Origin of the sequence: Mycobacterium sp. E136 (assembly GCF_001666865.1) — a bacterium.
Classification (GTDB): Bacteria; Actinomycetota; Actinomycetes; order Mycobacteriales; family Mycobacteriaceae; genus Mycobacterium.
This window is the reverse complement of record NZ_LZJE01000068.1, coordinates 1-26,166: the sequence shown is the minus strand read 5'-3', so window position 1 is coordinate 26,166 and position 26,166 is coordinate 1. Positions and strand designations below refer to the sequence as shown.

Below are 26,166 nucleotides of genomic sequence, written 5' to 3'. Positions count from 1 at the left end.
ATGGCTGCAGCTTCACAGGCCTATGTCATCGACGCTGTTCGCACCGCAGTCGGTAAGCGCAACGGATCGCTGGCCGGGGTACACCCGGTAGATCTGGGCGCGGCTGGATGGCGCGGGTTGTTCGATCGCGTCGACGTGGATCCCGGCGCCGTCGATGACGTGATCGGGGGCTGCGTGGACGCGATCGGACCGCAGGCCGGCAACATTGCCCGGCTCTCATGGCTAGCGGCCGGCTTCCCCGAGGAGGTGCCGGGCGTCACCGTCGATCGCCAGTGCGGGTCCAGCCAGCAGGCTATTTCCTTTGGCGCACAAGCGATCATGTCCGGAACGGCCGACCTGATCGTGGCCGGCGGAATGCAGAACATGAGCCAGATTCCGATCTCGTCGGCGATGACCGTCGCCGAGCAATTCGGATTCACTTCTCCCACAAACGAATCGAAGAGCTGGCTGCACCGGTACGGGGACCAGGAGATCTCACAGTTCCGCGGCGCCGAGCTGATCGCAGAGAAGTGGAACATCTCCCGCGAGGAGATGGAGCAGTACTCGCTGACGAGCCACCAGCGTGCGCAGGAGGCGATCCGCTCCGGCTACTTCGAGAACGAGATCATTCCGGTCGACGGTTTCGTCACCGACGAAGGTCCCCGCGACACCTCACTGGAGAAGATGGCCGGTCTCAAGACCCTGGTGGACGGCGGCCGGCTGACCGCCGCGATGGCCAGCCAGATCTCCGACGGCGCCAGCGCGGTGCTGTTGGCCTCTGAGCAGGCCGTCAAGGAGCACGGTCTCAAGCCGCGTGCCCGCATTCACCACATCAGCGCCCGCGGCGCGGACCCGGTGTTCATGTTGACCGGGCCGATCCCCGCAACGGAGTACGCGTTGAAGAAGACCGGCCTGTCGATCGACGACATCGACACCGTCGAGATCAACGAAGCCTTTGCGCCCGTCGTGATGGCGTGGCTGAAAGAGACTGGCGCCGACCCCGCCAAGGTCAACCCCAGCGGCGGGGCGATCGCACTCGGCCATCCGCTGGGCGCGACGGGCGCCAAGCTCTTCGCCACAATGCTGAACACGTTGGAGCGCACCGGCGGTCGCTACGGCCTGCAGACGATGTGTGAAGGCGGCGGAACCGCGAACGTAACGATCATCGAACGCCTCTGAGGTCAGCGCGCTCACTTCGTATCAGCTCGCGTATCTCAACGAACCCGTTGTCTCGGCGCGCCTCCAAGATCCATATCAGGGTGATCACGGGCAGCGGAGCGACGGCCGCCCACCAGTTGGCGCTCGCGGGCAGGAGATCGGCGATGACGTCGGCCCTCGAGGTCCCGTTCACCGTTGCCGGGAGCCACTCGTTGAGCAGGACCTCCAACGTGCGGGTCGTTTCGAAGGGACCGATGGTGGTCGCGACAACCCAACTGACACATGAGATCCCGAGCGACCATGGCCATGCCAGCAGCAGCGACTGCCGATCCACCAGCTCGGCGGCGCACCGCACCGTTTCGGCGAGGTAGGCGACGCCCAGCGCCGCCAGCAGCACCCCGATCTGCGCGGTGAGCAGGTCGTCGATGACCGGATGCGCCAACTCGTCGTCGCGACGAGTTGGCAGCCCGATGGCCAGCGCGACGAGCCCGGCAACCAGGGCGAGCGTGGCCAGCCGCGCCGCGGTGTCACTGACGCGGTCGAACGAGTCGACGACCGTGCGGATCACCAAGCGCGACGACGTCGTAGGTTTGGTTCGGTAGAAGACCATCAGCACAAGACCGGAGACGACGATGGCGATGAGCCAAGTCATCACGGCCGTGCCCACCGCGGTCAGGGCCAGCGAACCGACCAGCGGAACCAGCACGTCATCGGTGCTGACACTGCTACGGATGACGACCAGCGGCACGGCGCCGAAGGCGAACACACCGGCAAGGCCCAACATCAACGGCAACGTGAATCTCGTGAGATCGGCGGGATTCAGGTCGAGCTTGCGATTACGGACGGCGTGGATCTCGGTACCCAGCACCGACCGCACATGCGACAGCCAGCGCACCTGTGGTCCGCCGGCCGTCACGAGTGGTCGTGGATGATCACACCGCGGATGTTGCGCCCCGCGAGCATGTCGTCGTAACCCTCGTTGATGTCGTTGAGTTTGTACTCCGCAGTGACGGTTTCGTCGAGCAAGAGCTTGCCGTCGCGATAGAGGTTGAGTAGCCGCGGGATATCGGCGCGCGGATTGGCCTCGCCGTAGAGGCTGCCCAACAGCCGCTTCTGGAACAGCGTCATCATCGCCATCGACAGTGTCGGCGTGACGTCGGCCATCGAGGCGATCGCGGTCATGACGACCGCGCCGCCCTTGCGGATGATGTTCAGCGCCTCGTCGATCATCCGGCCTTCGAGCACGCCCATGGTCAGCAGCGCGGAATCGGCCATCACGCCGCGGGTGAGTTCACCGACCAGCTCCATGGCCTCGGGCATGGACGTCACGAAGTGGGTGGCGCCGAACTCGAATGCCTTCTCCCGCTTGTCCTCCACGAGCTCGACCACGACGATGTGTTCCGCGCCGGCCAGTCGCGCGCCCTGGATCGCACCGCTTCCGATTCCACCGCAGCCGATGATCACGACCGTGTCGCCGGGGCTGACGTCGGCGGTGTTCACGGCCGAACCCCAGCCCGTCATCACCCCGCAGCCCAGCAGGCAGGCCCGGGCCAGTGGAAAGTCGTCGTCGATCTTGACCACCGACGCCTCCGACAGCGTCCCGTATTGGGAGAAACTGCCCACGCCGGAGAGGATTCCGACGTCTTTGCCTTGAACCTTGCGCCGGTATGTGCCGTCGGCCTGGAGACCGACCAGGATCAGCGCGCCGAGGTCGCACAGGTTCTGATGCCCGCTGGCGCACCAGCGGCAGCGTCCGCACGCGGGCAGGAACGAGCTGACCACGTGGTCGCCGACCTCGAGGTCGCGCACGCCCGGCCCCAGTTCGACGACGACACCGGCCCCTTCGTGGCCGCCGATGATCGGCAGCGGCACACCGGCGAAATCACCCGTGACGACGTGGTGGTCCGAGTGGCACAGCCCGGTCGCCTCGAACGAGACGAGCACCTCGCCTTCCTTCGGACCGTCGAGGTCGATCTCCTCGATGCTCCACGGCTCGTTGAGTCCCCACAGGACGGCGGCGTTCGTCTTCATGGGCGCGAGTGTAGGAAACCCGCGCCCGGATTACGGGCGAATCGAAGGCTTACCGTTCAGTGTGCGAGGGCCAGCCCGCCCAGTGCGACGATCCAGCTCGCGAAGCTGCCGACGAGGAAGTATTCGGTGACCTCGTCGATACCGATGCCCCCGTTCTCGCGTGCCTTCTGGGCGTTGATCTCGGGGAAGCGAATGATGCTCTTGGCTGCGACGACGGCCGTCGCGGCAGTGAGTTGGCCCGCCAGGCCCAGACCGAGGATCAGCACCCGCTCCATCGGACCGAGCAGTCTGCCGCCCTTCAGCCGGTCCGAGGCCTGCGGCTCGCCCGCCGGCTTGACCGAACCGACGGAGCCAAGAATCAAGCGCACCAACTGATTTCCGGTCACGAGTTGCATCAGCATCACGCCGATGACCATCAACAGCCGGTCGGGAGACACCGCGATGCCAACCCAGGACGGCCATCTTGCCGCTACGCCGGCCACCTCCGAGCTCCAGCCTGCGAGCAACACCAGCAGTCCGAGGGCACCCCCGAACACGACGAGCGGCGCTATTTGTCGACGGCCGGTGCGCTCGGCTCGCTCGCACAGCAGCACCCAGCCGACGCTTGTGGCCGCGGCCACGATGAGCAGCACAATGTCACCCCACCGCCACAACCCGGCCAGTGCTGCGCAACCGACCACGACAAGGGGCGCCGCCGCAACCGACAACCAGACGCGATCGACAAGTCGCCGAACGACATCGGCGACGCCTATCGCGATCAACAGAACGGCGACCGCACTCACGGCACGTCTCGCAGGTACTGCGCCGCGAGCAGGATCAAGTCCAAGCCGTCGCGGCCCGCGCGTTGGGACACCGCCGACGCGCTGATGCCCTCAGCGGTCGCCATGTCCTTCTTCGTCTTGCCGGTCAACAATCCCTTCACAATCCTCAGTGAGCGGTCATCGAGCGATCCAATCAGGTGGTCCCGACAAATCAGGGCCGCGTTGATCGCGTCGACATCGTGACGGCTTCCGACCTCGGCCCGAAACGACGTACGTACCAGTGCCAGCCCTGGTTGCCGCTGCGCGGAGGCGGTCCACTCGATCGCCTCGCGGGCCGTCCACCAACCCGGCCCATCCTGGATACCCGACTCCGAGTCCAGCACCGTGACGGCGCCCCAGCCGATACCGAACCTCACATCGATCTCGGGGGCGACGGCCATTCGGACGACCAAAGCCGCTTCGATCGCCGCGCCCACCGTCGGATAGCTGCCCTGGAACTCGTCACCGACCGTGAACGCGGCCGCGTCGATGGCTCCGCCGGCGACCTCAGCGAGCGCATTGCTGAGCGTGCGGTGCGTGGCCGTGCGATCGGCGGCGCGGCGCGAACCGACCACATCCCCGATCAACGTGGCCCGAGGACCCGATGAAGCAGTGCCCTTCAGTCTTGCCATATGAAGACTATAGCTTCACTTTGGCAAATTTAAGAAATATACTTCACTCGATATAGGCGTTGGCGCTCTGCAGACGTGTGATGGCGTCGGCCACGATCGTGTCGATCAGCTCGGCGCACGACGGCAGATCGTCGAGGATGCCCGCGACCTGACCGGAGGCGAGCACGCCCGCGTCGGTATTGCCTTCGACCAGGCCGGCTTTGAGCAACATCGGCGTGTTGGCCGCCATCACCACCTGCGACCAGGTCAACTCCTTGCCGTGCCGCATCTCCAGGCCGTCGCGGATCATCGACCGCCACGTCATGCCCGACATCTTCTTGAACTTCTGCGCGTTGCGGACGGCGGCGGTGAACCCACGCAGCTGTGACCCGCTTTCCAGCTTCTCGACCAGGCCGGTGCGCAGCACCCGGTGCGGCATGCCGTCGACGCGGGTCGACACGACGGTGCCGTCCAGGCCCGATTCGAGGTACCGCCGCTTGACCGCATCCGGGACCGTGGAATCCGACGTCAGCAGGAAGCGAGTGCCCATCGCGACGCCCGCGGCGCCGTAGGACAGCGCCGCCGCGAGCCCGCGGCCGTCGAAGAAGCCGCCCGCCGCCACCACGGGGATGTCCACCGCGTCGAGCACCGACGGCAACAGCAGCGTCGTCGCGATCGGCCCGGTGTGACCGCCGCCCTCTCCGCCCTGCACGATGACTGCGTCGGCACCCCAGCCCGCCACCTTCTTGGCATGCTTGGCCAGCCCGACCGACGGAATCACCACGACCCCGGCGTCTTTGAGCTTGGCGATCAAATCGGGTTTGGGTGCGAGCGCGAACGAGGCGACCTTGACGCCCTCGCGGATCAGCAGGTCGATGCGTTCTCCGGCATCGCCCGCATCGGCGCGGATGTTGATGCCGAACGGTTTGTCGGTGGCGCTCTTGACCTTGGTGACCGCGGTCTGCAGTTCCTCGAGGGTCATGGTCGCCGATGCCAGGATTCCGAGACCGCCGGCGTTGGAGGTCGCGGACACCAGCCGTGCACCGGCCACCCAGCCCATACCGGTCTGGACGACCGGATGTTCGATGCCGACGAGTTCGGTCAGCGGTGTGCGCAGCTTGGCCTTGCCCGGGTCGCTCACCGTATTTCCTTGTCCCGCAGTCCCTTGGGGTCGATGACCTCACGGATCAGCTTCTGCTCGTCCTCGGTGGGCAGCCGGGTCTGTTCGGCGGAGTCCAGGCCGTGCACCTCGAACGAGGTGTTCTCGGCGACCTGTTCGGGCTCGATGCCGGGATGCAGCGACACCGCTCGCATCTGATGGTCTGGGCCGTTGAAGTCGAATACGCCGAGGTTCGTCACCACGCGGTACACATTGACGAACCGATACGCCGGATTCTCGGGATCGACCTTGTCCCAACCGATCCCGGAAACGATGTCGACGGAGTCGCCGAAGACTCGCTTCGAATGGTTGCCCACCCAGTAACTCGTCGCGTGGTTGATGGTGTTGCCCGGTGCGCCGCGGACGCCGAACATCTGGCGGGTCGGATGCTGCAGCGGCCCGAACGCCGACAGATTCTGGTTGCCGTATCGGTCGATCTGGTTGGCGCCCATGACCACGTGACGCCGTCCCCAGGCCAGCGTCTCGAAGACCCGGCCGAACGGCATCCATCCCTCGATCGCGCCCGCGGCGCCGATCGCCGGGGTGTCGGCGAGCAGGCGGGCCTCGCCATCGGTCAGCAGGATGTCAGGGGAGAACGTCAGGCGGGCCAGGCGAGCGCCGATCGAGACCATCGTGGTCATCGGGCTGACCATGATCTCGCCTGCGTCGCGGAACAATTCGGCGCACGCGATAGCGCACACCTCTGCGCGGGACACCGACATCACACCGCCTCCTGGAACTTGCGCACCGCCGCCTGGTAATCGGCCTCCGTGCCGGACAGATATGTCCGGACGAATTCCTGCCAGGTGTCGTCGGACTTGGCTGCCTCGGCATAGTGCCGCTGGAACTTCTCGTCGCGCCGGTAGTCGGGTTCTGCCGTCGTGAAGTGTGCGCCGTTGGGCGCTTCGACGACCGTGTCGACCATCATCCGGTTGATCAGAAGCGCCTGCGGGGGCACCGCTTTGACCAGTTCGTCGGTCTGCACCACCCGCTCGACGGACAGGAAGCGGCGTTCGGCGGCCATCAGGTAGAGGTCGTCGAAGTACGGGTCGATGCCCGTGTACGCCGCATTCCCTTGAGCGTCGCCGAGATTCATGTGCACGAAGGCGGCATCCAGCGTCAGCGCGGGCATCGCGATGAGTTCCTCGTAACCCTCGCCGGTGGGGTAGGGGGAGCGCACGGTTTTCAGCTCGTCACCCCAGAACGCGCGGACGTCGCTGCCGAGCCCGGCCCGGATCGGGAGGAACGGCAGCCGTTGCGCGGCCGCCTGCAGCCCGCAGCGGAGCATGCCCTCGTCCATCTCGCGGGCCTCGATCGCACCGGTGGTGCGCGCTTTGGCGAACCACGGGTCGTAGAACGGCGGCGAGTCCAGCGAGACGAAGCCGTAGTAGACCCGTCTCACCTTGCCCGCCGAGCACAGCAGGCCGAGATCGGGTCCGCCGTAGGTGACGACGGTGAGGTCATCGACGTCGGTGCGCAGCAGTGCCCGCACGAACGCCATCGGCTTGCGGCGAGAGCCCCAGCCGCCGATGCCGATCGTCATGCCGCTGCGGATCTGCGAGACGGCGTCGTCGAGCGTGGTTCTCTTGTCTGTCACTTCTCCCCCTTCGACGTGCCCGCGAAGGCATCGCGGTGCTCGTCGGAGACGCCCGCCAGGTTCAGCTCGAACGTAAAGCCCTGTTCCATGCGGTAACTCGAGTTGACCCGCTGGACGTCGATGAGGTTCAGCGCCTCCTTGGCCGCCCGGATCACCCGGGTGTCCTTGGCGGCGATGTCACGCGCGACGCGCAGCGCGGCCTCGTCGAGTTCCTCGCGCGGAACAACCTCGTGCACCGACCCGAAGTGGTGCAGCGTCGCCGCATCGACCGTCGCGGCGGTGAAGAACAGCCGGCGCATCATGTGCTGTGGCACCAGTCGCGACAGATGCGTCGCCGCGCCGAGCGCGCCGCGTTCGACCTCCGGCAGCCCGAACGTCGCGTCGTCGGAGGCGACGATGACGTCCGCGTTACCGACCAGCCCGATGCCGCCCCCGACGCAGAAGCCGTTGACTGCGGCGACCACCGGGACCGCGCACTCGTAGACCGCCTTGAATGCCGCGAAGCAGCCGCGGTTGGCATCGATCAGCGCCGTGAAGCCTTCGGTGCGCTGCATCTCCTTGATGTCGACTCCGGCGTTGAAGCCCCGCCCGGTTGCGCGCAGGATCACCACGTGCGTCTCCGGGTCGGCCCCGGCCTTGGTGATCTCGTCGGCAAGGTCGAACCAACCGCGCGACGGAATCGCGTTGACCGGCGGATAGTCGACGGTGACCGAGACGATGCCCGGTTCGGTGGTGGTACGAGTGATTGTCATCTGAGCTCCCGAGCACTTCCTGGGTCCGGTAGGAAAGCAAGCACTTGCTTGGTACGCTAGCACAGTGACCGACCTGCGAGACATAAACCTCGGCCTCGGAGGCAGGGTGGTGCTGGTGACCGGCGGCGTGCGCGGAGTCGGTGCCGGTATCAGCGCCGTCTTCGCCGATCAGGGCGCCACGGTCGTAACGTGCGCCCGACGGCCGGTCGAGGGTCTGCCGTATGAGTTTCTTCCGTGCGACGTGCGTGACGACGACGCCGTCGCGGCGATGATCGAGACCATCGCCGAGCGCCACGGCCGGCTCGACGTCGTGGTGAACAATGCGGGCGGATCCCCCTACGTTCTGGCCGCCGAGTCGTCGGCGAAGTTCAGCCGCAAGATCGTGGAGCTCAATCTTTTTGGACCGCTCTCGGTTTCCACTCACGCCAACGCGTTCATGCAGAAGCAGGAGCGAGGCGGGTCGATCGTCAACATCGCCAGTGTGAGCGGACGCCGTCCCACGCCGGGCACCGCACCCTACGGTGCGGCCAAAGCCGGCATGGAGAGCCTGACCTCTACTTTGGCGGTCGAGTGGGCGCCGAAGGTCAGGGTCAACTCGGTGGTGGTCGGGATGGTCGAGACCGAACAGTCCGAACTCTTCTACGGCGACGCGGATTCCATCGCGGCGATCTCACGCAACGTCCCCCTCGGCCGGCTTGCCAAACCGGCCGACGTGGGTTGGGCCGCCGCGTTCCTCGCCTCCGACGCGGCGTGCTACATCAGCGGCGCATCGTTGGAAGTGCACGGAGGCGGCGAGCCGCCGCACTACCTGGCAACCACCACTGCAGACATCAAATAGCGCGCTCAGATAGGCAAGGAGACAACAGATATGGGATTGCTCGACGGTCGAGTGGTCATCGTGACGGGGTCCGGCGGCGGCATCGGTCGCGCGCACGCACTCGCGTTCGCCGCCGAGGGCGCCCGCGTGGTGGTCAATGACATCGGCGTGGGACTCGACGGGTCACCCGCGAGCGGTGGCAGCGCCGCGCAAAGTGTCGTCGACGAAATCACTGCAGCCGGAGGCGAAGCCGTCGCCAACGGCGCCAATGTCGCTGATTGGACGCAGGCCGAGGGCCTGATCCAGACGGCGGTCGACACGTTCGGCGGGCTCGACGTTCTGGTGAACAACGCAGGCATCGTCCGCGACCGGATGTTCGCCAACACCAGCGAAGAGGAGTTCGACGCCGTCATCGCCGTGCACCTCAAAGGGCACTTCGCCACCATGCGGCACGCCGCGGGGTACTGGCGTGCGCAGTCGAAGGCAGGCAACCCGGTCGACGCCAGGATCATCAACACGAGCTCGGGCGCGGGCTTGCAAGGCAGTGTGGGACAGGCGAATTACAGTGCCGCCAAGGCGGGCATTGCGGCCCTCACCCTGGTGGCGTCCGCGGAGATGGGCCGCTACGGCGTCACGGTCAACGCAATCGCGCCCTCGGCTCGGACCCGCATGACCGAGACCGTGTTCGCCGACATGATGGCCACCCAGGATCAGGACTTCGACGCGATGGCGCCGGAGAACATCCCGCCGCTCGTGGTCTGGTTGGGTAGCGCCGAATCGAAGGATGTCACCGGGCGCATGTTCGAGGTCGAGGGAGGCATCGTCCGGGTGGCCGAGGGGTGGGCGCACGGACCCCAGGTCGACAAGGGTGCGCGGTGGGATCCCGCTGAACTGGGTCCGGTCGTCGCCGACCTGCTCGCCAAGGCACGTCCGCCGGTGCCGGTCTACGGCGCCTGAGCGCCACCGGGCGTGGCGATCGTCCTATGCTCGTTCGATGGGCACCGTTTCTGACACCGATCGCATCGCCGCCGCGGAATCCTACATCGATGCGCTGGTCAGCCATCGGGCCGACGAAGTCCCCTTCGCGCCGGACTGCATTCGGATCGAAAACGGGCTCAAGACAGGCTTTTCCGGTGCGCATCTGCGGCGCAGCCTGAATCGCGGACCGCAATTCCGCCTCATCTCGGCGATTGTCGATCGCGAATTCACCGTCGACGGTGACGAGGTGCACGCCACGTTCACCGTCGTCACCAAGCCGAGAATCGCCGGGCGCCGCGTCGGCGCCCGCACCGAGGAGACGTTCCTCATCCCGTCGCACGACGGAACGATCCACCACATCCGCGCGCGGGTACGGCCGGCACTGTTGCGCGACTGATCGCGCACAAAGCGCCTCTGCGCCCGACGAATTCGGGCGGACGCGCGACTAGATGCGTTCGATGATCGTGCCGGTGGACAGCGCACCGCCGGCGCACATCGTGATCAACGCGGTGCTCTTGTCCGTGCGCTCCAGCTCGTGCAGGGCGGTGGTGATCAGCCGGCTGCCGGTGCTACCGACCGGGTGCCCGAGCGCGATCGCGCCGCCGTTGACGTTGACGCGGTCCATGTCGGGTTCGTGCACCCGCGCCCACGACAGCACGACCGAGGCGAACGCCTCGTTGATCTCGACGATGTCGATGTCGCCCATCTTCATGCCGGCCTTCTCGAGCACCTTCGCCGTCGACTGAACCGGCCCGTCGAGGTGGTAGTACGGCTCGGCGCCGACCAGTGCCTGGCTCATGATGCGGGCCCGCGGCCGCAATCCGTGGGCCTTGGCCACATCGCTGTCCATCCACAGCACCGCGGCCGCGCCGTCCGAGATCTGCGACGAAGTGCCCGCGGTGTGGATGCCGTCTTCGAGCACCGGCTTGAGCGCCGCCAAACCCTCGAGGGTGGTGTCGCGCAGGCCCTGATCGCGCGTGACGACGTGGCGCTCGCTCGTCGGCTGCTTCTGCTCGTCGAGCACGGGTGCCTCGATGCCGCTGATCTCGCGGTCGAACCGGCCCTCGGCCCACGCCTGCTTGGCCTTGAGCTGTGACTCGAAGCCGAACCGGTCGATCTCCTCGCGGGTGATCCCGCGCCGCTTGGCGATTCGTTCTGCGGCGGTGAACTGGTCGGGCAGATCGATGTCCCACGACGACGGCCGCAGGATGCTGCGATCGGGGCCGGCGTTCGCGCCAAGGCCGACGCGGCTCATGGCCTCGATACCGCAGGCGATGCCGATGTCGATGGCGCCCGCGGCGATCAGACCGGCGACGAGCCCGTTGGCCTGCTGGCCGCTGCCGCACTGGCAGTCGACGGTCACCGCTCCGACGTGCTCGGGCAGCCCGGCCACCAGCCAGCTCACCCGGGTGATGTTGTTCGACTGCTCGCCGTACTGTGTGACGCAGCCTCCGATGACCTGTTCGACGTCGCCCGCGTCGATCCCAGCCTTCTCGACGAGGGCCTTCTGGGTGGCGCCGAGCAACTCGGTGGCATGCAGGCCGGACAGCCAGCCGTTGCGCTTTCCGATGGGGCTACGGGTGGCTTCAACGATGACAGGGTTACCCATTCCGTCAGGCTAGAACACGTTTCATTACTCTGACAAGCGGCGTTGATGACCTGCCTTTTATCTGCGCAGAAGGCATGTTTTACTGAGACTAGAACATGTTGCAATAACTGTTGCGGAGGAGCTTCCCCCATGCCTTGCCCGAATATCCCGGCCGACTTCGACTTCCTCGACGCGAGCCTGAATCTCGAGCGCCTGCCCGTCGAGGAACTCGCCGAGTTGCGCAAGTCCGAGCCGATCCACTGGGTCGACGTGCCAGGCGGCACGGGCGGCTTCGGCGACAAGGGTTACTGGCTGGTGACCAAGCACGCGGACGTCAAGGAGGTCTCGAAGCGCAACGAGGTCTTCGGCAGCTCACCCGACGGTGCGATCCCGGTCTGGCCCCAGGACATGACGCGCGACGCGATCGACGTGCAGAAGGCCGTCCTGCTGAACATGGACGCGCCCCAGCACACCCGGCTGCGCAAGATCATCTCGCGTGGCTTCACCCCCCGCGCCGTCGGCCGACTCGAGGACGAACTGCGCTCCCGCGCCCAGAAGATCGCCGAAACCGCCGCGGCCGAAGGGTCCGGCGACTTCGTCGAGCAGGTGTCGTGCGAACTGCCGCTGCAGGCCATCGCAGAACTGCTGGGCGTCCCGCAGGACGACCGGGACAAGATCTTCCGCTGGTCGAACGAGATGACCGCAGGGGAGGATCCCGAGTACGCGCACATCGACCCGGCGCAATCCTCGGTCGAACTGATCACCTACGCGATGGCGATGGCGGCCGACCGCGCCAAGAACCCGACCGAGGACATCGTCACCAAGCTGATCGAAGCCGACATCGACGGGGAGAAGCTCTCCGATGACGAGTTCGGCTTCTTCGTGGTGATGCTCGCGGTGGCCGGCAACGAGACCACGCGTAACTCGATCACGCACGGCATGATCGCGTTCTCGCAGAACCCCGACCAGTGGGAGCTGTACAAGAAGGAGCGCCCCGAGACCGCCGCCGATGAGATCGTCCGCTGGGCCACGCCGGTGTCGGCGTTCCAGCGCACCGCTCTGGAGGACGTCGAACTGAGCGGCGTGCAGATCAAGAAGGGCCAGCGAGTGGTGATGTCCTACCGCTCAGCCAACTTCGACGAAGAAGTCTTCGAGAATCCGCACAAGTTCGACATCACGCGCAACCCGAACCCCCACGTCGGGTTCGGTGGTACCGGCGCCCACTACTGCATCGGTGCGAACCTCGCGAAGATGACGATCAACCTGATCTTCAACGCCGTCGCCGACCACATGCCCGAGCTCAAACCGATCGGCGAGCCCGAGCGGCTCAAGTCGGGCTGGCTCAACGGCATCAAGCACTGGCAGGTGGATTACACCGGAAAGTGCCCGGTGGCCCACAGCTGACGACGTAAGTTGTAGCGACTGCGAAATTTCCCGGTATCAAGGAGGATTCGGGTGGACTTCAGTCCAGACGAAGGGCAGCAGGCTGTCGCCGATGTGGTGACCTCGGTGCTGACCCGCGACAACAGCTGGGACGCACTGGTTTCCGGTGGTGTGACGGCGCTGGCCGTTCCGGAACGTCTCGGCGGTGACGGCGTCGGGCTCCCGGAGGTGGCGACGGCCCTCACCGAGATCGGCAGGCACGGCACGGTCAGCCCCGCGTTGGCCACCCTCGGTTTGGGGCTGCTGCCGCTGCTCGAGGCGGCTACTGACGAGCAGCAGGACCGCTATCTGGCTGGGGTTGCGAAGGGCACGGTCCTCTCGGCCGCGCTCAACGAGCCAGGGGCACCACTGCCCGACCGGCCCGCGGTGACGTTCACCGACGGTCGGCTCAACGGAACGAAGGTCGCCGTTCCTTATGCGGAACAAGCGGATTGGCTCGTCGTCACGGCCGACAGCGCTGTCGCTGTGGTCTCACCGAAAGCGAACGGCGTCGTGGTCACCAAGTCGCCGACCTCCAACCACGGCGACGAGTACTCGGTGACGTTCACCGACACCGCGGTCGACGGCACGCTCGACGGGCTGCAGGCCCGCCGGGTCAACCAGCTGGCGCTGGCCGCCGTCGGGGCGTTCGCAGCCGGTCTGGTCGCCGGCGCGCTGCGGCTGACCGCCGACTACGTGGCCAACCGGGAACAGTTCGGCAAGCCGCTGTCCACGTTCCAGACCGTCGCCGCACAGCTCGCCGAGGTCTACATCGCCTCGCGCACACTGACGTTGGCCTCGAACTCGGTGACATGGCGCCTGTCGGAGGGGCGGGACGCCGACGAGGACATCGACATCCTCGGCTATTGGCTGGCCTCGCAGGCGCCTCCGGTGATGCAGCTCTGCCATCATCTGCACGGCGGCATGGGTATGGACATCACGTACCCGATGGACCGCTACTACTCCTCGATCAAGGACCTCGCCCGTCTGGTGGGTGGTCCGTCACATCGGCTCGATTTGGTGGGGACCCAATGTTCATCGAACTGACGCCCGAACAGAAGCAGCTGCAGGCCGAACTGCGGGAGTACTTCTCGAATCTCATCTCGCCCGAAGAGGCCAAGGAGATGGAGAAGGACCGGCACGGCAAGGCATACCGCGCGGTCATCAAGCGGATGGGCTCGGACGGAAAGCTCGGCGTCGGATGGCCGAAAGAGTTCGGCGGTCTCGGCTTCGGGCCGATCGAGCAGTCGATCTTCGTCAACGAGGCACAGCGGGCGGACGTGCCGCTGCCCGCCGTCACGCTGCAGACCGTGGGCCCGACGCTGCAGCAGTACGGCACCGAAGAGCAGAAGAAGAAGTTCCTTCCCGCGATCCTCGCCGGTGAGGTCCACTTCGCGATCGGCTATACCGAGCCGGAGGCCGGCACCGACCTGGCGTCGCTGCGCACGACCGCGGTGCGCCAGGGCGACGAGTACATCGTCAACGGGCAGAAGGTGTTCACCACCGGCGGGCACGATGCGGATTACATCTGGCTGGCGTGCCGCACGGACCCGGAGGCGGTGAAGCACAAGGGCATCTCGATCCTCATCGTCGACACCAAGGATCCCGGCTACTCGTGGACGCCGATGATCCTGTCCGACGGAGCCCATCACACCAACGCGACGTACTACAACGACGTCCGGGTTCCCGCCGACATGCTCGTCGGCGAAGAGAACGGTGGGTGGAAGCTGATCACCACGCAGTTGAACAACGAGCGCGTGATGTTGGGACCCGCCGGCCGGTTCGCCAGTCTGTACGACCACGTGCACGCGTGGGCGTCGAAACCCGGTGGCAACGGTGACATTCCGCTTGACCACGATGACGTCAAGCGCTCGCTCGGCGAGCTCAAGGCGATGTGGCGGATCAATGAGCTGCTGAACTGGCAGGTCGCCGCGGCGGGCGAGACCATCGACGTCGCCGACGCCGCCGCCACCAAGGTGTTCGGCACCGAGCGGATCCAGTATGCCGGGCGGCTCGCCGAGGAGATCGTGGGCAAATACGGGAACCCGGCCGAACCCGAGACTGCCGAGTTGCTGGAATGGCTTGACTCGCAGACCAAACGAAACCTGGTGATCACGTTCGGTGGAGGTGTCAACGAGGTGATGCGCGAGATGATCGCGGCCGCGGGTCTGAAGGTTCCGAGGGTTCCGCGGTGAGCGCCGCGGAGGACATCAAAGCCGCTGCCGAACGGGTCAAGGCGGAGGGTAAGAGCAAACCGCGGGTCGGCAGGCACCCGGTCAACCAGCCGATGATCGACCACTGGCTCGACGCGATGGGCGACAAGAATCCCATCTACGTCGACGACGATGCCGCGCGCGCCGCAGGACATCCCGGCGCCGTCGCGCCACCGGCGATGATCCAGGTGTGGACGATGATGGGCCTCGGCGGGGTGCGCCCAGACGATGACCCGCTCGGCAAGATCATCGACCTGTTCGACGAGGCCGGCTACATCGGTGTGGTGGCGACCAACTGCGAGCAGACCTACCACCGGTATCTGCGTGCGGGCGAGGAGGTCAGCGTCACCGCGGAGCTGACCGACGTCGTGGGCCCGAAGAACACCGCGCTCGGCGAGGGTTTCTTCATCACGCAGAAGATCACATGGACAGTCGGTGACGATGTAGAAGAGCCCGTCGCCGAGATGATGTGGCGCATCATGAAGTTCAAGCCCGCGGAGCAGGACGCCGGCGCTGCGGTTCCCGATGATCTGGACGCGAACATGATGATGCGGCCGGCATCCTCGCGCGACACCAAGTTCTTCTGGGACGGCGTCAACGCCCACGAGTTGCGCATCCAGAAGCGTGGCGACGGCACGCTGGTGCATCCTCCGGTGCCGGCGCTCTGGCAGGACAAGGAACAGCCGACGGATTATGTCGTCGCGAGCGGCAAGGGCACTGTCTTCAGCTTCGTGGTACACCACGCGCCGAAGGTGCCCGGCCGGACGTTGCCGTTCGTCATCGCGCTCGTAGAGCTCGAAGAAGGCGTCCGGATGCTCGGACAGCTGCGCAACGTCGACCCGGCCGCGGTGGAGATCGGGATGCCCGTCCGCGCAACGTATATCGACTTTCCCGAGGGAGAGTCCGGCCCGGCCTGGACGCTCTACGCGTGGGAACCCGCTGAGGAGGCCGCGGCATGAGCGCACCCGTCGTCGAAGTAGGAACCAAGCTGCCCGAACTCGCCCTTTACGGCGACCCGACCTTCATCGTGTCGACGGCCATCGCCACCCGCGACTATCAGGACGTCCATCACGACAGGGACAAGGCGCAGGCCAAGGGCTCGAAAGACATCTTCGTCAACATCCTTACCGACACCGGCCTTGTGCAGCGCTATATCACCGACTGGGCCGGGCCGACCGCGATCATCAAGTCGATCTCGCTGCGCTTGGGCGTGCCCTGGTACGCCTACGACACGGTGACGTTCGCCGGTGAGGTCACCGCCGTCGATGACGGGCTGATCACGCTGAAGATCGTCGGCAGCAACAGCCTCGGCGACCATGTGATCGCCTCTGCCACACTCGTTATCGGAGGAGAAGTCGAGCATGAGTAGGGGTGCACTGTCCGGGAAGGCGGCGATCGTCGGCATCGGCGCCACCGACTTCTCGAAGAACTCCGGGCGCAGCGAGCTTCGGCTCGCGTCCGAAGCGGTGCTGGATGCGCTCGACGACGCGGGCCTGACACCCGCAGACGTCGACGGCATGGTCACCTTCACGATGGACTCCAACACCGAGGTCGCGATCGCGCGGGCGACGGGCATCGGCGAGTTGAAGTTCTTCTCGAAGATCCACCATGGAGGCGGGGCGGCCTGCGCGACCATCCAGCAGGCGGCGATCGCCGTAGCGACCGGTGTCGCGGATTGCGTTGTGGCATACCGGGCGTTCAACGAGAGATCTGGTGTGCGGTTCGGCCAGGTGCAGATGCGGCTGGTCGAGAACGCCGACTCGACCGGCGTCGACAACTCCTTCTCCTATCCGCACGGTTTGTCCACTCCGGCCGCTCAGGTTGCGATGATCGCCCGGCGGTACATGCATCAGTCCGGAGCGACCAGCAGAGATTTCGGCATGATCTCCGTTGCGGACCGCAAACATGCCGCGAAGAACCCCAAGGCGTACTTCTACGAGAAGCCCATCACCATCGAGGACCACCAGAATTCGCGGTGGATCGCCGAGCCGTTGCGGCTCCTGGACTGCTGCCAGGAGACCGATGGCGGCGTGGCGTTGGTCGTCACTTCCGCCGAGCGAGCCAAGGACCTCAAGCACCGCCCGGCGATCATCGAGGCGGCGTCGCAGGGGTCCAGCCCGGACCAGTACTCGATGACGAGTTACTACCGACCGGAGCTCGGATTGCCCGAGATGGGCCTCGTCGGTCGGCAGTTGTGGGACCAGTCAGGGCTCAAACCCGAGGACATCCAGACCGCGATCCTCTACGACCACTTCACGCCGTTCACGCTGATTCAGTTGGAAGAACTCGGATTTTGCGACAAGGGTGACGCCAAGGATTTCATCAAGGACGGCGCCATCGAGGTCGGCGGCCGGCTGCCGATCAACACGCACGGTGGGCAGCTGGGCGAGGCATACATCCACGGCATGAACGGAATCGCCGAAGGCGTACGCCAACTGCGCGGGACGTCGGTCAATCCGGTGCCGGACGTCGAGCACGTTCTGGTCACCGCGGGCACGGGTGTTCCCACGTCCGGGCTGATCCTCGGCTGATCGACGCCCACCCGGGGCGGTTCCGCCTACTACGCTTCAATGGATGAGTTCATCGACCCCACCTGAGTCGGAGGACCCTTACCCCGCCGAGGCCGAATGGCAACGTCGGTTCGATGCACCGCTGACGGTGACTCCGCGCCAGGTACAGCCGAGATCACCGCTGAAGACGGTGGCCATCGTCGCCGCGGTCATCGGCATCATCGCCGTCGTCGCAAGTCTGATCTTCTGGCTGACGCGGCCCTCCCAGGACGATGCCCGACAGGTGACTCCAGCAGAACCGACGACGGGCAGCGCACCCGTGACCACAACGACGACGACAACCAGCGATGAAGACGACGAGCGGCTGCTGCGACAGCTTCCGAAGGGCTACCCGAACGGTGTGTGCGAAGTGGCACCGACGCCTGAAGGCGTTCTGTCGCAGCTGAATTGCGCCAAGAATATCGATCCCGACGGCCCGGAATCGGCGACGTTCACTCTCGTCGCCGACCGGGAGTCACTGGAGAAGGCCTTCAACGACACGATCGCGGCCTCCGCACGGGTCGACTGCCCCGGGAAGATCCAGTCGCCGGGGCCATGGCGGCGCAACGCTACTCCGGACCGGGTCAGCGGGCAGCTCTACTGCGGCTTTCTGAACGGTCAGCCGACCGTGGTGTGGACCGATGAGGAAAAGAAGACGGTCAGCGCCGTCCGAGCGGGGCCGACAGGCCCGACCTTTCCACAGCTCTACGCGTGGTGGTCATCGCACTCGTGACGACGCTGACCGTGTGACTTCAAAGAGGATCCGGTTACGGGGTCGGCACCGGCGTGTAGGTGGTCGGCGTCTGCACCTGATCACCCGCGGGCAACGGGGTGCCCTGGCTGCCGGCAGGTTGCGGCACGCCCTCGGTGGTGCCGGCCGGGGCGGGCGCGCCCTCGGCGGGCTGCTGCGCCGGCGCGACCTGTGCGGGCTGCTGCGCCGGGGTGCCTTCAGCCGGCTCGACCGGGGTGCCCTGGCTTCCCTCGGGAAGCGGTGTGCCCTGGCTTCCCTCGGCGAGCGGTGTGCCCTGGCTTCCCTCGGCGAGCGGCGTGGCCTGGGTGCCCTCCGGCGCCTCGGTGCTCGTTGCGGCGGGAGCGGCGGTCGTGCCCTCAGGGGCCTCGGCGACCGGGGCTTCGGCAGCGGCCGGCGTGTTGTCCGTGCCGTACGAGGTCGACGGCGAGGACGTGCTCGAGTTCGATGCCGACTGGGTCCACACCAGCAGGTCCTGTCCGCCGGCGTTGTAGACCACGCTGTCGGGGGTTGCACCGGTGACGTCGAAATACACCTTGCCCGACGTCTCCTGGCCCTGTGCCAGCGTCGAGGGGTTCACGCCCTGCGCGGTCGCCACCTCGAACAACGAGCGATACGTCTGACCGTCGGCGGCCCGGGCGTTCAGATTCGACACGATCGGCGTCGCCGACCCCTGGATGGCCTGATCCGTCGCAGTGGCTTCCCACAGCGTGCCGCGCACGGGGAAGGGGATGGCGTCGCTGCTGGGCTTGAGGTTGGTGATCGTCCAACCCTGGACCACGGCGCCGTCCACGAGCTTGCCCTGGCTGCCGAGCGCCTGGGTCTGCACAGTCGGGCCAGTGGGCGTCGCCTCGGGCTCCGGCTGGGCGGACACGATAGGTGCTGCGATGAACCCCGCCGTCGCGGTTGCTGCCAACATGCTGCTGATCTTGGTGATCTTCATGATGTGCTCCTGACTCGTCCGACAATTGGGATGGTCACCGCAGAAAACTATCAGGCTGCGAATTGTTTGTGTAATCCGCTTCGGTTGGAGCAGTTGGTAATACAACTCAAACTAATCGCCAACAGCAATAATGCCTGCGTTCACGTAAAGGCGATAGCACCGTATTTTGGCGGCGTTTCGGTCATGCCGGCAAACGTCTTAATTACGCATCGGCACCGCGGCGGCCTAATCGAAGAAATTATCTCCACCCTGGTGCAAAAGAGTGCTGCACCCGGGGCCCACCGGTGAATGCGGCGGCTAGGCCGGAATCAACTCCACGCCGGCGAGCGCCACCGCGTCATCACGCTCGGGTGCGGTCACGGTGGCGACGAAGCCGTCGCCTTCTTTCCATACGCTGGCCTTGAGCGTCTCTCCGGGGAACACCACTCCGGCGAAGCGGGCACCGTAGCTGCCCACCCGCGCGGTATCGCCGTCGAGCAGGGTGTCGACCATCGCCTTGCACGTCATGCCGTAAGTGCACAATCCGTGCAGGATCGGACGCGGGAATCCCGCCGCCGCAGCGAAGTCGGGGTCGGAGTGCAGCGGATTTCGGTCGCCGCACATCCGGTACAGCAGCGCCTGCTGGGGCGACGTGGGAATCGCGATCTCGAAGTCCGGCGCGCGCTGTGTGTGGTCCGAGGCGGAGGAAGACGGCCCCCGCTCACCACCGAAACCGCCTTCACCGCGCGCAAATATCGAGCGCTTCTGGGTCCACAACGGCGTGCCGTCGGGCGACGTCACCGTGGTCTCCGACCAGATGACCGCGGCCTTGCCCTTGTCCCAGATGTCGGTGAACCGTGTGACGGCGATTCCGGTACCTGCCGGCGGGATCGGTCCCGGTACCGACACTGCTTCGCTGGCGTGCAGCACTTTCGAGAGCTCGATGTCGATGCCGGGGAACTTCACCGTCGGCGGCTCGGTCATGTGGAAGCTCTGCGCGACGTTGCCGAATGTCGGTAGCACCTGCGGAGTTTCGTCGGTCAGGTACCGCAGCTCGCGCTTGTCCATCGGGTCGGCACCAGCGCCAAGCCCGAGGTGATAAAGCTGGATATCGCTGCTGGTCCAGGAGAACTCGGCGGCGGGGAGTTCGGCGCCGAGCGCCTCGTCGAGGTTGATGGGCATGCGTTAACTCTTTCCGGCGATGTGTCGTGCTGCAAGATAACCGAAGGTCATCGCCGGGCCGATGGTCCCGCCCGGCCCGGGGTAGGTGTGCCCCATAACCGGCGCACTGACATTGCCCGCGGCATAAAGGCCCTCGATCACCGAACCATCGTCGCGCAGGGCGCGACCGTACACGTCGGTGACGACGCCGCCCTTGGTGCCCAGATCGCCGGGCACCATCTTGGCCGCGTAGTACGGCGGGTGGATGATCTCGCCGAGGTTGGGATTGGGCTTGTTGGTCGGATCGCCGTAGTACCGGTCGTAGGCGCTCTCACCACGCTTGAAGTCTTCGTCGACGCCGGAGCGCGCGAAGCCGTTGAAGCGCTCGACCGTGGCCTTGAACGCATCCACCGGCAGGCCGGTCTTCTCGGCCAGTTCCTCCATCGTGGCGGCCGTGACGATCACGCCCGACTCCAGCCACTTCTTCGGAATCCGCTGTCCGGGTTGCAATCCGGCGAAGATGTAGCGGTCGCGGTACTGCTGGTCGAACACCAGCCAGGCGGGAATGTTCTCGCCGGGACCCGGGCCCTGCCCGTATTGGCCGCCGTACATGTGATGGCAGGCCTCGACGTAGGGCATGGACTCGTTCATGAACCGCTTGCCCGCCATGTTGACGATGATCGAACCCGGCGAGTTGCGCTCCGACAGTGCGAACCACGGCGCACCGACCAGCGGTACGGTCGGACCCCACCAGGCGTCCTCCATGACATCGAGTGTGGCGCCGAGCTTCTCGGCGGCGATGATGCCGTCGCCGGTGTTGGCTTTGGCGCCCACCGTCCACTCGGTGGTGATCGGCGCGCGCTGGTACTTCACCCGCATCTGCTCGTTGTGCTCGAACCCGCCCGAGCCGAGGATCACGCCGCGCCGGGCCCGGATCAGCTCCGGCTCACCGGATTCCGGTGCGCTGGTGTCGCGTACGTATATCCCGCGGACGACACCGTCTTCGACGTAGAGATCGGTCAGCGCCGTGTTCAGCCGCACAGGAACTCCCGCATCGCGGAGCCCGATGCGCAACGGCGCGATCAGCGCGCGGCCCATGCCGACCAGGTTCTTGCCGGTCGCCTTGGCCCACATCGTGCGCGCGCCCACCTTCAGGCTGCGCAGCACGCCGCGCGGGTGGCGTTTGAGCTGGTTGAGTCGCACGTAATCCTGCTGCATGACAACGACGTTCAATGGGACCTTGCCGTAAGGCGGCTCCAGGCCCGGGAGATCGGCCCCGAGCTTCTTCGCGTCGAACGGCTTGGGCTCCACCGAGCGTCCCGTCGGCTTGCCGCCCGGCGTCTCGGGGTAGTAATCGGAATAACCCGGCACCCAGCACAGCTTGAGCGGTGAATGCTCGAGCACGAAGGACAGCATCTCGGGCCCGCGGTCGAGATAGGTGTCGATCTTCTCGGCGGGCACAACGTCGCCGATGATGTTGTGCAGGTAGGTACGGGCGGCTTCGGGAGTGTCTTTGACGCCCGCGCGCTCGAGGACCTCGTTGTTCGGGATCCACACGCCACCACCTGACCGCGCAGTGGAACCACCGTAGTGCGGAGCCTTCTCGACGACTACTGTGGAAAGTCCCTGGTGGGCCGCGGTCAGCGCGGCGACCATACCGGCTGCGCCGCTGCCCACCACCACGACGTCGTACTCCTGACCAGTCATGTAGAACACGTTATAGAATTGCCCGGCCGACCCACAACCGCGCCGGTCAACAGGACAAGGGGACTTCATAAGGATGCTCAGTGATCAGGTGCGGCAGAAGCTCGCCGCCGATCTCGCCCAGGCCGAGCGCAGCAAGGTTCCCATCCCGCCGCTCACCGATGGGCATCCCGACATCGACGTGGTCGACGCCTACGAGATCCAGCTGATCAACATCCGGCAGCGCGTCGCGGAAGGCGCCAAGGTCATCGGCCACAAGGTCGGGCTCTCGTCGAAAGCCATGCAGCAGATGATGAACGTCGACGAACCCGATTACGGGCACCTGCTCGACGACATGGGCGTCCACGAGGACACCCCCGTCAAGTCCGCCGACTACCTCTATCCCCGCGTCGAGGTGGAGGTTGGATTCATCCTCGCCGATGATCTGCCCGGCGCCGGATGCACGGAGGACGACGTTCTGGCGGCGACGGCCGCGTTCGCGCCCGCGATCGAGTTGATCGACACCCGCATCACGGATTGGAAGATCAAACTCTGCGACACCATCGCCGACAACGCATCCTCGGCGGGCTGGGTGCTCGGCGAGAACCGGGTGTCGCCGAAGGACATCGACATCACCGCGATCGACGCCGTGCTGACGCGCAACGGCGAGGTGGTGGCGAAGGGCCGCAGCGACGCGGTGCTGGGTAATCCGGTGACCGCGGTGGCGTGGCTGGCGCGCAAGGTCGACAGTTTCGGTGTCCGACTCAAAGCGGGTGACATCGTGTTGCCCGGCTCGTGCACCAAGGCCTTCGACGCCACCCCCGGCGCCGATTACGTCGCAGACTTCGCCGGGCTGGGCTCGGTACACCTGAGTTTCGAATAGGAGCGTTATGCCTAAGACAAGCGTCGCAATCGTCGGATCGGGCAACATCAGCACCGATCTGCTGTACAAACTGCTGCGCTCGGAGTGGTTGGAGCCGCGGTGGATGATCGGCATCGACCCCGAGAGCGAGGGCCTGGCCCGCGCCCGCAAGCTCGGGTTGGAGACCTCACACGAAGGTGTCGACTGGCTGCTGGCGCAGAGCGAGAAGCCGGACATGGTCTTCGAGGCCACCAGCGCCTACGTGCACCGTGACGCGGCGCCGAAGTACGCCGAGGCCGGCATCCGCGCGATCGACCTGACGCCCGCGGCCGTCGGTCCGGGCGTGATCCCGCCGGCCAACCTGCGTGAGCACCTCGACGCGCCCAACGTCAACATGGTCACCTGCGGCGGGCAGGCGACCATCCCGATCGTGTACGCGGTTTCTCGCGCGCTGGTCGACAACGGCGGAGTGCCCTACGCCGAGATCGTCGCATCGGTGTCGTCGGCCTCGGCGGGTCCGGGGACCCGCGCCAACATCGACGAGTTCACCAAGACCACGAGCAATGGCGTCGAGGTGATCGGCGGCGCCCAGCGGGGCAAGGCGATCATCATCCTCAATCCCGCCGAGCCGCCGATGATCATGCGCGACACCATCTTCTGCGCGATCCCCGAAGACGCAGACCACGACGCGATCACCCAGTCCATCCGCGACGTCGTCGCCGAGGTGCAGACCTACGTGCCCGGTTACCGGCTGCTCAACGACCCGCAGTTCGACGAACCGTCGGTGGTCAACGGTGGCAACCACGTCGTCACCACGTTCATCGAAGTGGAGGGTGCGGGCGACTACCTGCCGCCCTACGCTGGAAATCTGGACATCATGACCGCGGCGGCGGCCAAGGTGGGCGAGGAGATCGCCAAGGAAAAGGCCGGGGCATCCCTCGCCTCATCAAAGGGAGGCCAAGCATGAGCGTCAGCGAGAAGCGCAGCGGATCGCGCATCAGCGCAGCCGACGAGATCTACTTCAATCCCATCTGGGACGTCCGGATGACGGACACCTCGCTGCGCGACGGCAGTCACCACAAACGTCACCAGTTCACCAAGGAGGAAGTGCACGCGATCGTCGCTGCACTCGACGCCGCCGGCGTTCCGGTCATCGAGGTCACCCACGGCGACGGTCTCGGCGGGTCGAGCTTCAACTACGGCTTCTCCAAGACTCCGGAACAGGAACTGATCAAGCTGGCCGCCGAGACGGCCAAGGAGTCCAAGATCGCCTTCCTGATGCTGCCCGGCGTCGGCACCAAGGAGGACATCAAGGAGGCGCAGAACAACGGCGGGTCGATCTGCCGCATCGCGACGCACTGCACCGAGGCCGACGTGTCGATCCAGCACTTCGGCCTGGCCCGCGAACTGGGCCTGGAGACGGTGGGCTTTTTGATGATGAGCCACACCATCCCCCCGGAGAAGCTCGCGAAACAGGCGCGGATCATGGCCGACGCCGGCTGTCAGTGCGTGTATGTCGTCGACTCGGCGGGCGCGCTGGTGCTCGAGGGCGTCCGCGACCGCGTGCAGGCGTTGGTCACCGAGCTGGGTGACGACGCGCAGGTCGGCTTCCACGGACACGAGAACCTCGGGCTCGGCGTCGCGAACTCGATCGAGGCCGTGCGTGCGGGCGCCAAGCAGATCGACGGCTCATGCCGGCGGTTCGGGGCGGGCGCCGGCAACGCGCCGGTGGAGGCGCTGATCGGCGTGTTCGACAAGATCGGCGTCAAGACTGGCATCGACTTCTTCGACATCGCCGACGCGGCCGAAGAGGTTGTGGCACCGGCGATGCCCGCCGAGTGCCTGCTGGACCGCAACGCGTTGATCATGGGCTACTCGGGGGTGTACTCCAGCTTCCTCAAGCACGCGATCCGGCAGTCCGAGCGCTACGGCGTGCCCGCGCACCAGCTATTGCACCGCGCGGGCCAGCGCAAGTTGATCGGCGGCCAGGAGGATCAGCTGATCGACATCGCGCTGGAGATCAAGCGCGAACAAGAGGCGGCCGCCGCCAAGTAACCCACGTTCGGCGTTGATTGGATGACGACTCGCGACGACGCCCAGGCGATCCTCGAACAGTTGGCCGGGCCGCAGGCGGTGCTGCGCGACGACCAGTGGGCCGCGATCGAGGCGCTTGTCGTGCATCGCCGGCGAGCTTTGGTCGTACAGCGCACGGGATGGGGCAAGTCCGCCGTCTACTTCATCGCCGCCAAGTTACTGCGGGCCGAAGGGCACGGTCCGACGGTGATCGTGTCGCCGCTGTTGGCGCTCATGCGAAATCAGGTGGCCGCCGCGGACCGGGCCGGTGTGCACGCCGCGACCATCAACTCCAGCAATGTCGCCGAGTGGGACGACATCCACGCACGAGTACGCAGCGGCGAACTCGACGTGCTGCTCGTCAGCCCGGAACGCCTGAACAATCCCGACTTTCGCGATGCGGTGCTGCCCGCGCTGGCGCACGACGCCGGATTGGTGGTGGTCGATGAGGCGCACTGCGTATCGGACTGGGGGCATGACTTCCGGCCCGACTACCGGCGGATCCGCACGCTGATCGCCGAACTGGGCGCCGACATCCCCGTGCTCGCGACCACCGCGACCGCCAACGACCGGGTGGTCGACGACGTCGCGGCGCAGTTGGGCGTCGGCGGCGGTGACACCCTGGTGCTGCGGGGCGGGCTGGACCGCGAGTCGCTGCGGCTGTCGGTGGTCAAGGCCGGCAACCCGGCGCAACGCGCGGCTTGGCTTGCGGCACATCTGGATTCGCTACCTGGTTCGGGAATCGTGTACACGCTGACCGTCGCGCAGGCCCACGACATCGCCACGTTGCTGCGTGAGCGGGACCATCCGGTCGCGGCCTACACGGGTTCGACCGAGGCCGCCGAACGCGAACAACTCGAGGCCGACCTGCTGGTAGTAGGCGATCGGCGATGAGGGTGCGCCGAGATGTACGACGAAACCCAGGTCGGGCTTGTCGAAACCCATGCCGAGTGCTGAGGTAGCGATCAGGGCCTTCACTCGGTTGGCCAGCAGGTCGGCCTCGAGTTGTTCGCGTTCGGCGGCCTCGGTCGAACCCGTGTAGGCCGCGACCGGATGGTCCCGC

General features: G+C 66.2%; 26 protein-coding genes and 2 pseudogenes. 15 read left to right on the top strand and 13 right to left on the bottom strand.

The window, feature by feature from the left end; translation table 11 throughout:
- Positions 1–1,158 (top strand): steroid 3-ketoacyl-CoA thiolase FadA6, encoded by a 1,158-nt coding sequence (fadA6, locus tag A5698_RS05400; protein WP_067084427.1) that lies wholly within the window; start codon positions 1–3, stop codon positions 1,156–1,158.
- Here the strand turns inward: fadA6 and A5698_RS05395 are convergent.
- Genes A5698_RS05395 through echA20 form a run of 8 tightly spaced genes read right to left on the bottom strand, consistent with a single transcriptional unit; the run spans position 1,142 to position 8,087 of the window.
- Complete coding sequence (locus A5698_RS05395; RefSeq protein WP_068294140.1) at positions 1,142–2,053, bottom strand: hypothetical protein; 912 nt, start codon at positions 2,051–2,053, stop codon at positions 1,142–1,144. The two genes, fadA6 and A5698_RS05395, sit on opposite strands and share 17 nt — an antisense overlap.
- Entirely contained in the window at positions 2,050–3,168 is a 1,119-nt protein-coding gene (locus A5698_RS05390) for an NDMA-dependent alcohol dehydrogenase (protein WP_068294137.1), read from the bottom strand. Before A5698_RS05390 ends, A5698_RS05395 begins: the two co-directional genes overlap by 4 nt.
- 56 nt (positions 3,169–3,224) lie before the next feature.
- Positions 3,225–3,950, bottom strand: a complete 726-nt coding sequence (locus tag A5698_RS05385) for a hypothetical protein (RefSeq protein WP_068294135.1) — start codon at positions 3,948–3,950, stop codon at positions 3,225–3,227.
- The gene (locus tag A5698_RS05380) at positions 3,947–4,600 is read right to left on the bottom strand and encodes a SatD family protein (RefSeq protein ID WP_068294132.1); all 654 of its coding nucleotides are present in this window, start codon (positions 4,598–4,600) and stop codon (positions 3,947–3,949) included. Before A5698_RS05380 ends, A5698_RS05385 begins: the two co-directional genes overlap by 4 nt.
- Positions 4,601–4,643: 43 nt before the next feature.
- The gene (gene ipdC / locus A5698_RS05375) at positions 4,644–5,720 is read right to left on the bottom strand and encodes a (3aS,4S,5R,7aS)-5-hydroxy-7a-methyl-1-oxo-octahydro-1H-indene-4-carboxyl-CoA dehydrogenase (RefSeq protein WP_068294128.1); all 1,077 of its coding nucleotides are present in this window, start codon (positions 5,718–5,720) and stop codon (positions 4,644–4,646) included.
- Positions 5,717–6,460: a cholesterol ring-cleaving hydrolase subunit IpdB gene (gene ipdB, locus A5698_RS05370; protein WP_197506669.1), complete on the bottom strand. Its 744-nt coding sequence runs from the start codon at positions 6,458–6,460 to the stop codon at positions 5,717–5,719. Before ipdB ends, ipdC begins: the two co-directional genes overlap by 4 nt.
- Complete coding sequence (gene ipdA / locus A5698_RS05365; protein WP_068294122.1) at positions 6,460–7,335, bottom strand: cholesterol ring-cleaving hydrolase subunit IpdA; 876 nt, start codon at positions 7,333–7,335, stop codon at positions 6,460–6,462. The genes ipdB and ipdA overlap by 1 nt, the downstream gene beginning before the upstream one ends.
- The gene (gene echA20 / locus A5698_RS05360) at positions 7,332–8,087 is read right to left on the bottom strand and encodes a (7aS)-7a-methyl-1,5-dioxo-2,3,5,6,7,7a-hexahydro-1H-indene-carboxyl-CoA hydrolase (protein WP_068294119.1); all 756 of its coding nucleotides are present in this window, start codon (positions 8,085–8,087) and stop codon (positions 7,332–7,334) included. Before echA20 ends, ipdA begins: the two co-directional genes overlap by 4 nt.
- A 64-nt stretch (positions 8,088–8,151) precedes the next feature.
- On the opposite strand from echA20, the gene A5698_RS05355 reads away from it, so the two are divergent.
- Genes A5698_RS05355 through A5698_RS05345 form a run of 3 tightly spaced genes read left to right on the top strand, consistent with a single transcriptional unit; the run spans position 8,152 to position 10,279 of the window.
- Complete coding sequence (locus tag A5698_RS05355; RefSeq protein WP_084792273.1) at positions 8,152–8,925, top strand: SDR family oxidoreductase; 774 nt, start codon at positions 8,152–8,154, stop codon at positions 8,923–8,925.
- A gap of 30 nt (positions 8,926–8,955) precedes the next feature.
- A complete protein-coding gene (locus A5698_RS05350; RefSeq protein ID WP_068294113.1) occupies positions 8,956–9,861 on the top strand; it encodes an SDR family oxidoreductase in 906 nt (301 codons plus the stop codon).
- Positions 9,862–9,898: 37 nt separating this feature from the next.
- Complete coding sequence (locus tag A5698_RS05345) at positions 9,899–10,279, top strand: DUF8021 domain-containing protein (protein WP_068294109.1); 381 nt, start codon at positions 9,899–9,901, stop codon at positions 10,277–10,279.
- A gap of 48 nt (positions 10,280–10,327) precedes the next feature.
- Here the strand turns inward: A5698_RS05345 and A5698_RS05340 are convergent, their stop codons facing one another.
- On the bottom strand, positions 10,328–11,491 hold the full coding sequence (locus tag A5698_RS05340) for a steroid 3-ketoacyl-CoA thiolase (RefSeq protein WP_068294107.1): 1,164 nt from the start codon (positions 11,489–11,491) through the stop codon (positions 10,328–10,330).
- A gap of 129 nt (positions 11,492–11,620) precedes the next feature.
- On the opposite strand from A5698_RS05340, the gene A5698_RS05335 reads away from it, so the two are divergent.
- From A5698_RS05335 to A5698_RS05305, 7 genes are read left to right on the top strand one after another with little or no spacing between them, the layout of a single operon-like run.
- Complete coding sequence (locus A5698_RS05335; protein WP_068294105.1) at positions 11,621–12,874, top strand: cytochrome P450; 1,254 nt, start codon at positions 11,621–11,623, stop codon at positions 12,872–12,874.
- Between the two features lie 51 nt (positions 12,875–12,925).
- Positions 12,926–13,939, top strand: coding sequence for an acyl-CoA dehydrogenase family protein (locus A5698_RS05330; protein WP_068294102.1), 1,014 nt, complete (start codon positions 12,926–12,928; stop codon positions 13,937–13,939).
- A complete protein-coding gene (gene fadE29, locus A5698_RS05325; protein WP_068294100.1) occupies positions 13,924–15,087 on the top strand; it encodes an acyl-CoA dehydrogenase FadE29 in 1,164 nt (387 codons plus the stop codon). The genes A5698_RS05330 and fadE29 overlap by 16 nt, the downstream gene beginning before the upstream one ends.
- The gene (locus A5698_RS05320; RefSeq protein WP_068294096.1) at positions 15,084–16,064 is read left to right on the top strand and encodes a bifunctional MaoC family dehydratase N-terminal/OB-fold nucleic acid binding domain-containing protein; all 981 of its coding nucleotides are present in this window, start codon (positions 15,084–15,086) and stop codon (positions 16,062–16,064) included. The genes fadE29 and A5698_RS05320 overlap by 4 nt, the downstream gene beginning before the upstream one ends.
- Entirely contained in the window at positions 16,061–16,474 is a 414-nt protein-coding gene (locus A5698_RS05315; RefSeq protein ID WP_068294092.1) for a MaoC family dehydratase, read from the top strand. The genes A5698_RS05320 and A5698_RS05315 overlap by 4 nt, the downstream gene beginning before the upstream one ends.
- Entirely contained in the window at positions 16,467–17,636 is a 1,170-nt protein-coding gene (gene ltp2 / locus A5698_RS05310; RefSeq protein WP_068294088.1) for a 17-hydroxy-3-oxo-4-pregnene-20-carboxyl-CoA lyase, read from the top strand. Before A5698_RS05315 ends, ltp2 begins: the two co-directional genes overlap by 8 nt.
- A gap of 43 nt (positions 17,637–17,679) precedes the next feature.
- Positions 17,680–18,387, top strand: coding sequence for a hypothetical protein (locus tag A5698_RS05305; RefSeq protein WP_068294085.1), 708 nt, complete (start codon positions 17,680–17,682; stop codon positions 18,385–18,387).
- A gap of 34 nt (positions 18,388–18,421) precedes the next feature.
- On the opposite strand, the gene A5698_RS05300 is transcribed toward A5698_RS05305, so the two are convergent.
- The 3 genes from A5698_RS05300 to kstD form a co-directional block, all read right to left on the bottom strand.
- Positions 18,422–19,345, bottom strand: coding sequence for an MPT63 family protein (locus A5698_RS05300; protein WP_068294082.1), 924 nt, complete (start codon positions 19,343–19,345; stop codon positions 18,422–18,424).
- A 297-nt stretch (positions 19,346–19,642) separates the two neighbouring features.
- Positions 19,643–20,506, bottom strand: coding sequence for an enoyl-CoA hydratase ChsH3 (gene chsH3 / locus A5698_RS05295; protein ID WP_068294079.1), 864 nt, complete (start codon positions 20,504–20,506; stop codon positions 19,643–19,645).
- Positions 20,507–20,509: 3 nt separating this feature from the next.
- Positions 20,510–22,192: a 3-oxosteroid 1-dehydrogenase gene (gene kstD / locus A5698_RS05290; RefSeq protein ID WP_068294157.1), complete on the bottom strand. Its 1,683-nt coding sequence runs from the start codon at positions 22,190–22,192 to the stop codon at positions 20,510–20,512.
- A 73-nt stretch (positions 22,193–22,265) separates the two neighbouring features.
- Here kstD and A5698_RS05285 point away from each other — a divergent pair, with 73 nt between their 5' ends.
- The 4 genes and pseudogenes from A5698_RS05285 to A5698_RS05270 all read left to right on the top strand — a co-directional run.
- A complete protein-coding gene (locus tag A5698_RS05285; protein ID WP_068294075.1) occupies positions 22,266–23,051 on the top strand; it encodes a 2-keto-4-pentenoate hydratase in 786 nt (261 codons plus the stop codon).
- A 7-nt stretch (positions 23,052–23,058) separates the two neighbouring features.
- Positions 23,059–23,997, top strand: coding sequence for an acetaldehyde dehydrogenase (acetylating) (locus A5698_RS05280; protein ID WP_068294072.1), 939 nt, complete (start codon positions 23,059–23,061; stop codon positions 23,995–23,997).
- A gap of 77 nt (positions 23,998–24,074) precedes the next feature.
- Positions 24,075–25,085, top strand: a complete 1,011-nt coding sequence (gene dmpG / locus A5698_RS05275) for a 4-hydroxy-2-oxovalerate aldolase (RefSeq protein ID WP_197506671.1) — start codon at positions 24,075–24,077, stop codon at positions 25,083–25,085.
- 21 nt (positions 25,086–25,106) lie between these two features.
- Positions 25,107–25,976: pseudogene (locus A5698_RS05270) on the top strand (DEAD/DEAH box helicase); the annotation flags it as partial.
- A 48-nt stretch (positions 25,977–26,024) separates the two neighbouring features.
- On the opposite strand, the pseudogene A5698_RS27840 reads toward A5698_RS05270, so the two are convergent.
- Positions 26,025–26,166, bottom strand: a pseudogene (locus A5698_RS27840) (helicase-related protein); the annotation flags it as partial.